The sequence below is a fragment of the Microbulbifer variabilis genome (genome assembly GCF_023716485.1).
GTDB classification, from domain to species: Bacteria; Pseudomonadota; Gammaproteobacteria; order Pseudomonadales; family Cellvibrionaceae; genus Microbulbifer; species Microbulbifer variabilis_B.
Window position 1 is genome coordinate 3003120 of sequence record NZ_CP092418.1, and the last position, 16093, is coordinate 3019212.

The window sequence follows — 16093 nt, forward strand, 5'->3', positions numbered from 1 at the left end:
TTATAGTCAGACTGATTCATCTGTAAGTGAATGGTTAGGATTAAATAACCCTGCACATTAAGAATTTCAACGGGTTAACTTTCTTTCTGAGCCATAAAGGTAATATGGATTGTCAGGAACTTACCGAGACTTTACCAACCTCTCAATAAAGGCTACCAGTGTGCAGAAAACAATCCCCGCCAGAAGAAATACTGGAACTATATAGATAGCAGTTTGTATACCATAATTCTCATCCAGCCATCCTACTAAGGCATGGGCAAATATCAAAAACACGCCCCCCATTCCAAGAGAAAATGAAACAGTAAACGGTGGATTTCTTGAACTACGCGTCAACCACTCCATCGTATAGGGAAAAAGGTAAGATAGAGTTAGACCACATACAGGCAACCACAAAGGATTAACCCAATAACCAAGAAGAAATACAACTGCTGTTGATACAAAAGAAATTATCAACCAAATAAATGCACTACCCCTTAGAAGGATGAAGGTAAAAAATATCCTTCCAATACACAGCAGGCCAAAAAAAATTGAAAGTAAAACATCTGCCTCAACAGCCCATGGACCACCCCTTGCATCAAGAAATAACACAAGTCGACTAGCAAGGATGTGTTCAGATCCATTATATGCAGAAACAATTAACCCACCCCCAATTGCAATCCACCATTCTTTTGGCTCTTTATCTCGTTTACTGTTTTCTCGATAAGCACTGGGATCAAAGTCCCCACCTCCTGTTTGATGCCTTCTTTTTCTTCTGAATAAGCCGACATAAATATATAGAAGAATGACAGCAGCAAGTACGCCAAATAAATAGAACCCCCCTTCCCAGTCAAAATGATACTTATAGGATAATGCAGGTATTAAGGGAGATAGTATCGATGCAACTCCATAGGTGCTATGCAACCCACAATATCCTTGACGCGCGAGATCTTGAGGAACAAAAAGAGGGATTGCTACATTAATCAGTACCATACAGCCCCCTGCTCCCATTCCAAAAATAAAACTTCCTAAAATAAGAGTGGGAAAGGAATGATAATAACCAGAAACTCCCGATAGTATTGAGCCAACCCCCATAAAAGCGACAAATAACCCCAAACCCGATATCACTCTAACTCTCTTTACCCATAAAGATCCTGATAGAGTCATTAATAAGGCAGAAAAAGTAGACAAAAAGAAAAAGGTAGAACCCTTAGAAGGGGTTACAGAAAAGTAATCCAAGATTTGAGGATAAATTGGCGCCTTATAAACCTCTATAAAACCTAGAAGAAATAGCGCTCCATAACAGGATAACAATCCAAACCAATAGATCTTTTGCTTCACGCAGCTCTTCTTTTAATATAGTGATCGCACTCTACAACCATCTGAATCGCTCGCACGGAGTCTGCTAGAGGAAGCTCCGGGCACTCAATTAAACCTTTCTCCAAACATTGCTGCACAGTCCGAGCCTCGTAGTATAGCCCCTCAGAGTTGGGATAATTAAATTTACCCCTAATTCTCGGCAGCGGGAATTCATACATCTTAGAAACATTATTCGATCTTCTATCGCCTGAAATTCTAGTTGTTGAAATCTTTGTTGGACAATGCGCCGGCGTAAAAATTTTTATCCTGCCTTCAGTTCCATAGATCTCCAACTCTTCTGCTCCCTCCACCAGATGACTCCAAGAAACAACTGCAGTAGATCCAGAATTAAAGTGGGCATAAATCAGTCCGGCTCCATCTTCCTTAAATCCATGATCATCAAGTACCCCGGAGAACTCCAGATCTGATGTATCCCGACCCAGCATCATCAACGCTGCATGTATTGGGTATACCCCGGCATCCAAACCTGCCCCAACTTTCCATTTAGGAGATTGAAGCCCTTCGTCCATGAGTAAATCAAAACTCAAATCAGCCCGTAGCTGACAAACATCCCCAATGCCACCGGAAGTTATAATGCTTCTGCAGTGTTGTATAGCTGGAAAGAATCTCATCCACATACCTTCCATGCAAAAAAGCCGCTTTTTATTGGCAAGATCCTTAATCTTTTGGGCATCTTCGACGGTCAGCGCTATAGGTTTTTCAATCAGTACCGGCTTCCCTGCCCTTAAAGCCAATTCAGCATGCTGTCGATGCAACTCGGGAATAGTCGCAATATAGACAATATCGACTTCTGGGTCAGAAACTAATTCCTGGTAATCTCCATATGCTCGACAGACTCCATGCTTACCTGCAAAATCTTTAGCCCGCCCAAAGTCCCTAGAAGCCACAGCATGAATTTCTGCAGATTCCAGATAATTGATCACTATGGCAAAATCATTCGCAATCCTTCCACAACCAATAAACCCCCAACGTAGCTTTTGGGGAGAGACCCTCTCTGGAGTATAAACATTCGCTATTTCTACGTCCTCAATCAGCCCCTCTTCATCTTCTATAGTATCGGGATCTAATACGAGTTCAGGGTGGTAGTAAAGCCTCTCTTGCAGGCTATTCCAGGCACCCTCAAGATGTTTACCCTTTATTTTGTTCACCCATATGCACCTTCCGAGAGGTGCAGGTAGAGGCGCGCGTAACGTTCCTGAACGGTGGATTGAAATCTGTTTAATTGCCGTTTTGTATACATCCAGACTCAGCCCCTTCACACTAGCGGAAAGTCCCAGATTCACGTAAATGTCAAACAGCAATTTAACTTCTGCCTTAGATATCAATCCCATCTGTTCAGCAACCAGTGAAGTAAATAGGCAATCAATACCCACAGCTTCACCATGCATCAACCTAAAAGCCTCATCACGTTCCAACCATCGAGATAGCGTATGTCCAAAGTCCATTGGCCTAGATAAGTTCTCCTCTTTTAAATCTCCCGCAATACTGTCAAGCATTGCATCGATACAATTTATTAATAATTTATAGGATGCTTCTCCCGGGAGCCCATCAGGTCCCAGAAATTTATTTTCTAATAATGATGCACCTTGGGCTGACAATGTATCGAGTACATTTCTATTAAATACCACGCCAACCTTGATCATTTCACCAATCGCGCTTTTCAGCACTCGCTGTGGATTAGTTTTTAAGAAGGTTGGATCAATTATTGTGTGCAAAGGGCTATGAAAAGCACCTATCCCATTTTTGATGTTGTGGTTTACACTAACCTTAATACCGATAGATGAGTCAATCATGCCCATTAGAGTGGTTGGGATACGTATCCAGGGCGTATTACGTCGCCATACCGCACTGACAAACCCTATTGTATCCGTTACCGCTCCCCCCCCGATAGCTACAATTGGCTCCCTATAACGAAGAGGGTTGACCTTCCATATTTCATCAATCATTTTTAAAAGACTGTCAATATTTTTTGACTGCTCACCGCCCTTCATAACAATTGGAATAAATTTAACCCCAACAGACTTTTCCCACGCAATGATAGATTTTTCATACAAACCCCAAACCTTGTCATCAACACAACAAATAATTCTGTTCTTTGGGGGCCTTAAGAGCTCAATAAGAAACCGATTGCCGAGGTCAAACAGCCCGTGGTGATACCAGATTCTCTGATTTGTAGGGGCCTGACAAATAGTGTCTGAAACTTGGACAATAGAGTGATGGTTTTCGTCTGCTCGCACTTGAGCCTTGATACTAGGCTCAATCAATGTGGCTAACTCAAGTACACTGCATGCATGATTTAACCGCGGTAGCCGCTGGTATTTTTCATTATCATCATCCAAGATAGATTCAATGAAAAGCCTCTTCAAATCACGATAATCTTGTTCAAATAAATAGCAATACCATATAGCCCCCTTTTCCTTTCTTGTAAGTTCAAGCGCGCGATCAAGCCTATCCGGCATAGCTTGTCGAATGAAAATCGGCCTGCCCCTGAGCCCTTTCCGCATCACTATACAGTTTTCTACACCTTCACAACGGGTAGCCAGAAAGGAGAAACTGATTCCCAAGTTGGTTTTTAAAGTAAAAGATAGCTTTTTGAAATCCTCAATATCACCAAATTGCTTCTGTGCCGTCTCATCCTGATTCACCACTACATCCACAATGTTGTGGGGGGCTAGATTCCACTTTGCGACACAAAGCTCAAGCTCATGGCAGCATTGGTTAAGTAACATACCTTCGGCATTTTGCCTGAAGATGCTTTCCAAATTAGCTTCTGGATGTGGATTGTGATGTATAAATCCCACACTTCTGGACTTTAACTGCCATTGTTCATTAATTCTCTCAGCTTCGCTGACGTAGCTGGCGATATGCTTCTGATAGCCTATAACAACATTTACATGCTCCTCACCAGCACGTCTCTCCATGTCACGCAATTTTTCCAGTGAGTCGGCGCCAGGTTTTTCCAGGTAGATATTTCTATACCCTTTGCCTACTACAAAATCAAAAATCCTTTTCGTTGATTGAGTTCTAACTGAAATCAACACCAAACTTTTATGGGAAAGATTTGCCTTAGGTAATTGTTCTAAAGAGGAATAGAGTTTGAAGTCACCAAATTGATCTTTGAGCCTTGCCATCTCCTCATGAAATGCCATCCCTTTTTTAGAAGACGAAACAGCAGCAGACAGCCAGTGCTGCTCAACGATGGCATCTACTACGACATTAGGCATACTCATCAACTGAGAAAGATGCAGCCATCCGATTGACTCCCCTGGCAAGCCAACACCAATCACGATGACATGCACCACATTTTGGTTCATAGGGGCGATCTCATATCAAATCTAAGCCATCCAGGCTCACATGAATCCGAGTTACTTCTTTAACTCATTGCTAACGTCCTCCCATTTAGACTCCAAGTCTTTTCTGTTCATGAGCCTGTAACGACAAGGCTACATCAGCCAACTGGCGCCTTCCCCTCCCCTAAAAACCAATGATCGATTGGGAAAATTTATTAGAAGTATTTATATTGATAATTTTTATTAAAAGAAATGAATCGATAGTATCAATGCCGTTCCAAAGACAAAGACTGAATAGAAAGTGATGAATAAGGAGTTATCCATGTCACGTTACATCGAATCCCAACTAAAGCCCTTTAACGCCAAGGCCTATCAGAATGGCGACTTCTTCGATATGAGCGACGCCGACGTAAAGGGCAAGTGGGCGGTGTTCTTCTTCTATCCCGCAGACTTCACCTTTGTGTGCCCCACCGAGCTGGGTGATCTGGCGGACAACTACGAAGAGTTCAAAAAGTTGGGTGTGGAGATCTACTCCGTATCTACCGATACTCACTTCACCCACAAGGCCTGGCACGACTCTTCCGACACCATCGGTAAAATTCAATACCCCATGATTGGCGACCCTACCGGCACCATCACTCGTAATTTCGGAGTGATGATCGAAGAAGAGGGCATTGCCGATCGCGGCACCTTTGTCATCGATCCGGAAGGTCGTATCCAGATTGTGGAGATCACAGCCGGCGGAATAGGCCGCGATGCCAGTGAGCTGTTACGCAAGATCAAAGCGGCCCAGTACATCGCCGCTCACCCTGGAGAAGTCTGCCCTGCTAAGTGGAAGGAAGGTGAAGAAACCTTAGCGCCCTCCCTCGATCTGGTAGGCAAGATATAAACCCAATGCCTCTGACCCGGCCCATCTAGATGGTGGGCCACAACCAAGCCTGAATTAGTTAGAGAAAGGACACACCGATGTTGGACGCAAACCTGAAAAAACAACTGGACACTTACCTGCAGAATATCGTCAAACCGATCGAGATTCGTGTGTCTACAGATAACAGCGAAAAATCGAAAAAGCTGGAAACCCTGGTAGATCAAATCTCCGGGCTCTCCAAAAAAATTACTGTACAACAGGGCCAGGCCAAGCGCACACCAAGCATGGCTATCGCCCCTGCTGGAGAGGAACCCCGTGTAAGCTTTGCCGGTATTCCCCTGGGCCACGAATTAACCTCATTGGTTCTGGCACTCCTGCAGGCGGGTGGCCACCCATCCAAGGCAGACCCGCAGCTGCTGGAGCAAGTACGTAATCTGGAAGGTAAATTTCACTTTGAAACCTATATTTCTCTCTCCTGCCAAAATTGCCCGGATGTCGTACAGGCAGTGAACCTGATGGCCACCCTCAACCCGAACATTACTCACGAGATGATCGATGGAGGGTTGTTTCAGCAGGAAGTAGAACAACGCAATGTAATGGCGGTACCTGCGGTCTACTTAAACGGCGAACACTTTGGCCAAGGCAGAATGTCCCTTGAGGAGATTATTGGCAAACTGGATACAGGTACCGCAAAACGCAAAGCTGAAAAACTGAATGGAAAGGCTCCTTACGACCTACTAGTCATTGGTGGTGGACCTGCCGGCGCAGCAGCTGCCATCTACGCTGCGCGTAAAGGTATTCGCACCGGGTTAGTAGCTGAACGTTTCGGCGGCCAGGTGATGGATACTGTAGGTATCGAGAACTTTATCTCCGTACCTTATACAGAAGGCCCGAAGCTAGCAGCCAGCCTGGAACAGCACGTTAAAGAATACGGTGTAGATATTATTACTGACCAACGTGCGACAAATTTACAGCGCAATGAACTGGTAGATATAGAACTAAAGAGCGGTGCCACCCTGTCCAGTCGCTCTGTGGTGCTGGCCACTGGTGCAAGATGGAGAGAGCTTGGTGTACCTGGTGAAGCGGAATACCGTACCAAGGGCGTTGCCTACTGCCCCCATTGTGATGGGCCCTTCTTTAAAGGTAAGCACGTAGCGGTTATTGGCGGCGGTAACTCTGGTATTGAAGCGGCTATTGATCTTGCTGGAATTGTCGAACATGTCACCGTACTGGAGTTCGCTGACTCACTCCGTGCCGATGAAGTACTGGTGCGCAAGACACAACAAATGGACAACATCGATATTATCCTCAATGCACAAACTACCGAAGTATTGGGGGATGGTAACAAAGTCAATGGCCTTGCCTACACCGATCGCAAATCGGGAGAGAGCAGAAAGCTCGACCTTGCAGGAGTCTTTGTGCAAATCGGACTAGTGCCAAATACAGAATTCCTCAAAGAGAGTGATGTCGTAATGAATCGTATGGGTGAAATTCAAATCGATGAGCGCGGCGCAACTTCCATTCCAGGCGTCTACGCTGCCGGCGATGCCACTACTGCCCCCTACAAGCAAATTGTGATCTCAATGGGCGCAGGGGCCACAGCGGCACTGGGAGCGTTTGACTACTTAATTCGGTCTTCTGTGGAATAAAGACTGGAATATCAAACGGCCGGTCATTGACCGGCCACTCACTCAATCTTCATCTTCTATTTCTCCACGCCACGCCGCTATAAGGGCTTTCCTGCCAAGTTCCATAAAAATCTCTTTTGCTTACCTTTTCGTAAAACAAATGCCTACTGCCTATTGAATGGTTCACAAGCTCATAGTGACTTCAGCAACTTCCTCATGGATACGTACAAATCGGTATACATACAAGCAATTTGAGGCATTCCAACAAACAGACTGCTTTACTATTCCAGAATGAAAAATTGACAACTTGATCTCGGTTGGCCCCTTTATTGGGATCGATTTCAATGGGCTGGTTAACGTCAAATTTGTTGATCATCAATTCCAGGTGTTGATGGTCAGCTGGATTTTATAAAACTATATTAGCAAGTGGCTCTACCATTTAAAAAGGAAGCGTTTCAAAAATTGAGCCTCGATTAAATACACTCTCAACAGACTCGAGACTTGATGTTGACTACATTGTTACAGAATATGGCTACTGTCAATTAATGGGAAAACCCTCGACTGACCACACACACGCACTGACCAACATTGCTCACCTAGGCTTTAGAGAGGGCCTGTTCAAGTGGGCAGAGAACACAACTTCAAATAAACCACCAAATAAGTGCCCTAAATAAAATTCCCACAGTGCCTTTAACTCCAAGTAATTTACCTGAATCCCCTCAAGCAAACTGAAAGCGTATTATGCCAAAATCGTCACAGTGTGGCCCTGTGGTCATTGAGCCACGATGTTTACAATAAAAAGAAATGACCATATAGACTCTCCAGTTTTGTTACCCATCCCGGCCACAAAACCAGACGTTCACGAAGCCACATATAAATCCGCTAAAGAGAAAAAAACCAGAAGTTTTACCCTTAACATCGTATTTTGACTTTATTTAGCTAAGATATTGGGATCAAAGAGGATATATCTAGACCAAAAAAGCAAAGCTGGTCATAGGCAATTTAGCCAGAAAGAGAAACCAAGAAGTTAAATTTTACCCTGTCAACGGGAACCCACATCCAAACCGAATGTCTGTTTGAGTGATGCAACTGAATAAACACAAATATTAATTCGAAATTTTTTCACATTTTTTACGTAATAAAAAACTCAACCTTCGTCACAGTTCACACTGGCTTTTAAATTTAGAGTGTCACCTAGATTTTTTGACATCATCTAGAGGAACACTCTACAAACAGATTTTTATTACAAGAATTCAACCACCGTGAAACACTCTTATTCACGGAGTTAACGGACTCACAAAAATAGAGATACCAGGAGTAAATCCATGCTACTAAGAACAAAATGTGCCATTGCCACATTACTACTGATGCCTTTCAGCTTGCAGGTTCAAGCTCACGGCTGGTCTGAATACCCAAAGGCGAGGCAAAAAATATGCTATGACCAAGGGAATGTCTGGTCTGGAACTCCCCCAAATCCTGGCTGTGCATTAGCAAAAACCATCTCTGGGTCTTATCCATTTCAGCAACACAATGAATTTTCCATCAACATTCCTGACTACAATAATTTTACGGCCGTAAAAGCAGCCATTCCAGATGGAACACTCTGCTATGCCAATGACCCACAAAAAAAGGGCATGGGTGCAGCTACAAACACTTGGAGCCGAGTTGAAGTTAACGCTGGAACTTTTGAATACGTATTCAATGCAACCGCACCGCACAACCCCTCTTTTTGGCAGTTTTATCTAACCAAGCCCAACGCTGACCTTTCAAAGCCTCTCGCCTGGGATGACTTGGAGCTTATTCAGGAAGTGGGCGATGTGCCAGTTGTGAATAGCCAATATCGAATGAATGTTACGATCCCTCAAGACAGGGTAGGCAATGCGATTTTATTTGTACGCTGGCAACGAGTAGATGCAGCGGGGGAAGGTTTCTACAATTGTAGTGATATCACCATTGTAAATGGTGATGTTCAACCGCCTACCGAACCTGATCCGGGTACAACAGAGCCATACCTTAGTCAAGGCAACACCTTTATCCCGCAGGATATTAATATCGATTCAGTAGCTGTAGGGGATACTGTCAATTATACGGTCTTAAATAAAAATGGTGAGGAACACTCATCGTTTTCATTAGCAATTACTGAGGACAATAAAAATGATTGGGATAGACTGCTAGCATCTCAAGTTACTGGCTGGTATCAATCCAATCACAATGGAAATGTCTTTATCGGTCGCTGGCATGAGGAAATGAACCATTACATGTATTTCCAAGGCGATTTGCATGGCAACTATTTTAACTCTAAAGATGCACGCGCTTCAGGCCAGTTCAGTATCACAAGTAATGGCAGTGAATTGATTGCGTCTATTACGCCCAAGGTGTTAAAGCCTCTCGACATAGCCAAGGTCGAGCACGGTGAATTACTGGTGCTCTCTACAGGAGAAAGCACAGGAAACATCACAGATACCCAATGGTCACAAGTGAGTGGCAGCCCAGTGGAAACAGCAGCCGGGCCGAGTGGTGCATTGGTTATTGACACTTCAAGTTTAACCAATGCCCGACACGAGTTGAGTTTTAAGTTAACCGTAAGTAGTAGTTCTGCCAATGATGACGAGGTCTACTCCTTTGTCGTTGAACCCTCGACACCCACAGATCCTACAGATCCTACAGATCCTACAGATCCTACAGATCCTACAGATCCTACAGATCCTACAGATCCCACTATTCAAACCTGGGACAGTAACCAAATCTACACTGCTGGGGACACGGTAAGCCATAATGGTAAAACATGGACTGCCGGATGGTGGACCAGGGGTGAAGAGCCAGGCACAACCGGGCAATGGGGTGTTTGGCGCTAAGTAACCAATCAATAATTTATCTCACAGGCTTCGGGGGTTTATGTCAATAAGCCCCCGTTTTTACATACCAAGAAATTAAAAAAAATCGATTGAACCTGCGGAGACCCTGATGGAATTTTCTATACAGCCCGTCTAAAACCCTATCAAATATGGTTTATGATATTTCACGGTCGCTTTACATCGCTACAATTTATAAGCTGAATTTCTAACTATCGGCAAAACCATAATCACCAAAATAAACCAAAAATTTTCTAGATTATATTCCGCCGCTCACACAAACCTGATCAAACTTCTATTCCATATCACGCAAATACATGATTGTTGAATCCATTCACGATCTCACGCAGAACACAATCAAAGCAGAGCATCACAATTCATTTCCCATAAATTTAATTGACATTGCCAATATTTATCTTACGGAGAGAGTCAACTCTCTAGTGAGGAATAAAATAATATTAGAAAATGTTTCATAACTTGAAATCAGTTATTCTTACGATCGAATAGAATGATAAGAACAGTAGGTGCGAGTAGAGTTAAGTCAGAATTAACAGACACTCAGTGGAATTTCTTGAGCCATATCTTCCCCCAACTAAAACGTGACAAAGGTAGCCCCAACCTCATTGATAACTCTGTTTATTTTTAAGACCTCTTGTGGATTTTGCACTTAGGGGCAAGATAGAAAACAAAGAAACGACGCCTATTCGTACAACAAAGCTCCGAATTGGGAATCCGCTACGATACAGCCTGCCCGCCGTAAAATTGGCCTTATTTCCCCTCACCGCAGGAATAGAAAGACACCTTCGAAAAAAATGGCAGAAGGTTTATAAAGTATGTACAACATCTTAAGTTTCAGCGAACTTTAACATGACAAGGAAACTGCCGTCGTCCGGTAGAATCGCTATGTATCAACTTAAAGAGCATTTTTCTATATTGCCTGAAAATCAACTGATTTAATGAAGCTTTGAAACAGTTACTAGAAAAATAGTCGCGAAACAACCCCAATATATCACTTGATCGATCTTAGCCCTCTAAATGTCACCTATAATGCCCTGAAACAATGGCATAGATGCGTAGCAAGGCAAGGTAAACCTGCAGAATATTCATCTTCCCCAACAGGTCAAAAGTATAATTTAAACCTTACGAAATCTACTTTATTAAAAATATTTCAAACCCTACATATAAAAGTCAAGGCTCACGGAAGACAATAAATCCACCAAAAACACGGCAAGAACCCACCTAAGGCACCGAAAATTTAGCCACTATGAATCACGAAGATCAATACCACAGAAAGCTAACCACAGCCGATAATGCCGTAGCCTCTATACCCAGCGAGAGTATCATCTCCATGGGTATGCGCGTAGCAACCCCGCCAGCTTTACTTAAAGCTTTAGAAAACCGGGTTCGGACAGGCGACATAAAAAAACTCATGGTTTATTACATGCGTTGTGGCGGTGTCGCGATGAAAACAATCTTTCAGGAGGACTTGCTAGATCGCGTCAGACCCTTCTCATCCATGCTTACCAAAGACGAGGTCAAGCTTGCAAAGAAAGGCTTCGCCAAAGGAAAGAAGTATATCAATTATGTTCCCATTTCTTTTAGTCGATACCCGGAAATTATAAAAAGGCAAGTGGATCTAGATGCTTTCCTCGTAACTGTATCCCCAATGGATAAATATGGATATTTCAATTTTGGTACTAGTGGAGATTATGCGATTGAGTTATCCAGACATGCAGACCAACTCATCGTTGAAGTCAACAAAAACATGCCGAGAACTTCTGGGGGCACATTACTTCACATTAGTGAAGTAGATACAATTATAGAAAACGACACTCCATTAATTGAAGAACCGCAAAGAGAAACCTCTGAACTGGATAAGAAAATTAGCGATTATATTGCACCGCTAATACCCGATGGCGCCACAATTCAAATGGGGATTGGAGGTGTTCCCAATGCCGTGTGCGAGCAGCTGAGAAACAAGAAGGATCTAGGGATACATACAGAGGTCATTACCTCCGGAATGATAGATCTAATCAAATCTGGTGCGGTTAATAATTCACGCAAAAAACTAAACGCCCACCTCAATGTGTTCACCTTTGCTATAGGGGATAGGACACTCTATGACTTTATTGATAACAACCCTTCAATGGCCTGCCTTCCAGTCTCCTACGTGAATGAACCACAAACTATTGCTCAAATTGACAACATGATCTCAGTCAACTCCTTTATTGAGATCGATTTCAATGGGCAGGTAAATGCAGAATTTATCGATCATCAATTCTCTGGGGTGGGTGGACAACTGGATTTTATCAGAGGCGTATATTACTCAAGAAATGGTAAAACTATATTGGCGAGCAGTTCTACGGCACAGGGAGGGAAAATTTCCCGGATTGTACCGCGCCTAAATACAATCACAACAGACTCTAGACTGGATGTTGACTATGTCGTTACTGAGTACGGTTGCTGCCAGCTTATGGGTAAATCAACCACAGAACGCACACATGCCCTAATTAACATTGCACACCCAGACTTTAGAGACAACCTGATAAAGCAGGCTAAAGAACACAACTTTATCTAACCAAGCATATGATCAACCTACACATTTATCCTGCACTACTTTTTACGCCAGGCAATAAGCCCAATCTTTTTCAGAAAGCAACAGAGGTAGAAGCCAGCGCAATTATTATTGATCTCGAAGACAGTGTACCTGCTAGTGATAAGCAATTAGCCAGAGACAATGCTATTCACTACTGTTCCAAGATCCAAAGCGACAATACTGCCAACATTATTCGAATCAACCACCTAACGAGCAATGAAGGACTAAAAGACATACTTGCCATTACTACAACCAAGTTACAAATCGACGCTGTACTTTACCCAAAGACAGAGTCTCCTAATGATATCCAACAACTTGGTAAACTCCTCGCCCAAACTTATACAGACATAGCCATTATTGCTTTAATCGAAACTGCCTGTGGAACAATGAATATCCACAATATTGTTAAGGACAGCCCCAAAAAACTGCAGGCCTTAATGTTTGGTGCCGCAGACTATGCCAACGACCTCAATTGTGACAACTCAATAGACGCCCTAAGCTCTGCACGTAGTAAAATCGTGGAAGCTTCAGCAGCAAACAATCTGGCCTGCTTTGACTCCCCCTATTTTGATTTCAATAATGAAGATGGACTAAATAAAGAACTAAATATCGTTAAGGGGATGGGATTCAATGGCAAGGCCGCCATTCACCCCAAACAAATTTCTGCTATCAAGTCTTCTTTCAAGCCTACTCAAGAACAATACGAAAAAGCAGAGAAAATAGTAGAAATCTATAACAATTCAAAGGGTAAAGCCTGTCAATACCAAGGGGAGATGATTGATGTACCGGTTTACTCCAAAGCAAAGCAAGTTATCTCTATATTCAATAAACTTAGCTAAAACCTAAAGGGAAGTGGTGGTCATGCAATTCCAGCCATATAAAAAAATTAACGATAATCGCTACCGGGAAGACTTTGGATTTTACTTCGAAGACTTCACAGAAGGTATGATCATTGAACATCGTCCAGGTAGGACATTAACTCGAACAGACAATACCTGGATGACACTATTAACAATGAATACGGCACAGTTACACTTTGACGCCCACTATGCACAAAAAACCGAGTGGCAGTTACCGCTAGTGGATAGTACTTTAACCCTGGCGATTATAACTGGAATGACAGTAAACACTATCAGCAAGAAGGTAGTAGCCAATTTAGAGTGGGATAAGGTACAGCTACTGAAACCTGTTTTTGAGGGGGACACCATCTACGCAGAGAGTGAGATCCTATCTAAACGAGAATCGCATTCCCGCCCCACTCAAGGAATAGTGACGGTTGAGACTCGTGGCTTCAAGCAAGATGGCGAACTATTTATGCGCTTTATGAGAACAGTATTAGTGTATAAGAAAGGACACTCACCAAACTATAACATTGACGAAGCCTCAGAATAACTCTGAGATTCCCCTGACTTTTAGAGCGATTGACAGTAAGAGTGGTCCTTTTGAGCTACTTATGCTGTATGCTCAACTGCTAAAACTGACCGTCTACACAGAACCATCTTTCGCCTAACGAACAAAAACAAGCTGAAAGGACATTACCCAAAGTAACTGGCACGATAGAACCTGTTTACTTTTGCGCAGGACCTAGCCATTCATCATCTTTCTTTGCCGCTCATCCATTATATAAAACCTCCCCTACTAAATTAACTGCACAAAGTTAATCAATATCTAGAATGCCAGCCATTCAACTAACCCTATGGAATAATTACTGATGCAAACGATCAAAACGAAATTTAGAGTTACCAAGTGGCGATTAAAGTCATTAATCCTAGCCACTTTATTGACTTCCAACGCTATGGCCACTGACATTGAAGGCGACTGGAGATCGATGCTTAAAACAAATGATGAGAAGATAATACCAATAGTGATTCAACTAGAGGAGAATAGCGGTGAATGGACTGGCGTATTAAATAGCCCATCTTTGGAGGAAATGAAATTAGACATTACGGGGCTGGAGGTTATAGATAATAGAATTGTTTTCGAGGTAGAAGCCCTAGATATCAAATACGAGGGAAGTTACATTAATCAGGTAGACCTAATCGCTGGTGCAAACATTAAGAAAGGCGCATCATCTCTTACATTTTTTAGCAGAATAAATGACCATATTGATGGTTCTAGCAATCATTCGCAAACACAAAAAAAATCTACTCCATATATTATTGAAGATGTCAATTTTAAAAATAAAGAGACAAGCAATCTAATTTCGGGAACTTTAACCAAGCCAGTATCCAGAATTAAAGCAACGGCTGTTCTTATCAGTGGTAGTGGTCCCCAAGATAGAGATGAATCTCTTTTTGGACATAAACCTTTTGCCGTAATAGCCGATCACCTAACCCGGCAAGGATATGCAGTATTACGCTACGATGACCGAGGCGTTGGTGGATCTAGTGGCAGCTATCAAACAGCAACTACAAAAGACTTCGCAAGTGACACCAGTGCAGCTGTTGACTATTTGAACAGCCGTAGCGACCTACCTCAGGGTAAAACTGGCTTAATTGGCCACAGTGAAGGCGGTATGATAGCTCCTATGGTTGCCAGTAGGCGTGATGATATTGCATTTGCCATTTTACTTGCTGGGCCTGCAGTTAAAATACCAACTATGCTTGCTGATCAGTGGTACCGTGGTCGTAAATTTAATGGTTTATCCGAAGAAATATTAAGCAAACTCAAAGAGTTAGATAAGGAAATCCTAGAAAAAATTGGCAATCTTGAATTAAATGAACCGCTTAATGATGCCATTCAGGATCTTATTTATTCCAGCATCAGGCTTGAGGGGGTGCCCGAAGAAGACATAAATACCCAATTTGAAGAGGTAAAGAAAGAGTACTCTCTTTTGATATTTCGTGATTACTTAAAGTTCAATCCAGAATTCTATTTAGAACAAATAAAAGCTCCGCTATTGGCTCTAAATGGTTCTTTAGACTTTCAAGTTGATGCAAAAATGAATTTAGGTAATATACAATCAGTGTTAAATAGAACCGGACATAAAGATTTTACGGTCATTGAACTTGACAGAATGAATCATCTTTTTCAAATAGCTAACAAAGGTTCAAGTACTGAGTATGCTGAAATAAAAGAAAGCTTTTCGCCAAAAGCATTACATGTAATTTCTAAATGGTTAAACGAACGATTCAAAATCTAGATTTGACTAGAATTTATGGCTCCAATTTGGGAGCCATTTTATTACATTCAAACGAAATGCTATTTAAAAAAATCAAATCGAGTGGGTATACTTAAATTAACCTAAAGATTAAAATATATTGGGAAAACCTTATAGATATTGATAATAAACGCCCCATACTGGAGCTGATAATTAGTAAACCCTCAAAGATCTATCGGCCGACTAATTCCCTTATAGAGAGATCGATCACAGCAAAACTAGAATACTTTGCACCCTAGTCTCAAGTCTGTGGTCAACCACTTTATGAGCAAGATATCTGTTTGAATTTCCTATTCAGAGTAATCCTAGACCGCTCATCGCCCCTCCCTACCATTCATCCCCT

General features: G+C 42.5%; 9 protein-coding genes and 1 pseudogene. 8 read left to right on the plus strand and 2 right to left on the minus strand.

What is annotated here, in order from left to right:
* Window positions 1-120: 120 nt before the first annotated feature.
* Both MJO52_RS13435 and MJO52_RS13440 read right to left on the minus strand, forming a co-directional pair.
* Window positions 121-1317 (minus strand): MFS transporter, encoded by a 1197-nt coding sequence (locus MJO52_RS13435; RefSeq protein WP_252082166.1) that lies wholly within the window; start codon window positions 1315-1317, stop codon window positions 121-123.
* A complete protein-coding gene (locus tag MJO52_RS13440; protein WP_252082167.1) occupies window positions 1314-4670 on the minus strand; it encodes a Gfo/Idh/MocA family oxidoreductase in 3357 nt (1118 codons plus the stop codon). The genes MJO52_RS13435 and MJO52_RS13440 overlap by 4 nt, the downstream gene beginning before the upstream one ends.
* A 298-nt stretch (window positions 4671-4968) precedes the next feature.
* Here MJO52_RS13440 and ahpC point away from each other — a divergent pair, with 298 nt between their 5' ends.
* The 8 genes and pseudogenes from ahpC (at window position 4969) to MJO52_RS13475 (ending at window position 15732) form a co-directional block, all read left to right on the plus strand.
* The gene (ahpC, locus tag MJO52_RS13445; protein ID WP_252082168.1) at window positions 4969-5535 is read left to right on the plus strand and encodes an alkyl hydroperoxide reductase subunit C; all 567 of its coding nucleotides are present in this window, start codon (window positions 4969-4971) and stop codon (window positions 5533-5535) included.
* Between the two features lie 77 nt (window positions 5536-5612).
* Entirely contained in the window at window positions 5613-7163 is a 1551-nt protein-coding gene (gene ahpF / locus MJO52_RS13450; protein WP_252082169.1) for an alkyl hydroperoxide reductase subunit F, read from the plus strand.
* 434 nt (window positions 7164-7597) lie between these two features.
* Window positions 7598-7816, plus strand: a pseudogene (locus MJO52_RS21490) (acetyl-CoA hydrolase/transferase C-terminal domain-containing protein); the annotation flags it as partial.
* A 651-nt stretch (window positions 7817-8467) separates the two neighbouring features.
* On the plus strand, window positions 8468-9997 hold the full coding sequence (locus MJO52_RS13455) for a lytic polysaccharide monooxygenase (protein ID WP_252082170.1): 1530 nt from the start codon (window positions 8468-8470) through the stop codon (window positions 9995-9997).
* Between the two features lie 1261 nt (window positions 9998-11258).
* Complete coding sequence (locus MJO52_RS13460; protein ID WP_252082171.1) at window positions 11259-12572, plus strand: acetyl-CoA hydrolase/transferase family protein; 1314 nt, start codon at window positions 11259-11261, stop codon at window positions 12570-12572.
* A gap of 8 nt (window positions 12573-12580) precedes the next feature.
* On the plus strand, window positions 12581-13429 hold the full coding sequence (locus MJO52_RS13465) for an HpcH/HpaI aldolase/citrate lyase family protein (RefSeq protein WP_252082172.1): 849 nt from the start codon (window positions 12581-12583) through the stop codon (window positions 13427-13429).
* 22 nt (window positions 13430-13451) lie between these two features.
* Entirely contained in the window at window positions 13452-13982 is a 531-nt protein-coding gene (locus MJO52_RS13470) for a MaoC/PaaZ C-terminal domain-containing protein (RefSeq protein ID WP_252082173.1), read from the plus strand.
* A 319-nt stretch (window positions 13983-14301) separates the two neighbouring features.
* Entirely contained in the window at window positions 14302-15732 is a 1431-nt protein-coding gene (locus MJO52_RS13475) for an alpha/beta hydrolase family protein (protein ID WP_252082174.1), read from the plus strand.
* Window positions 15733-16093: the final 361 nt, after the last annotated feature.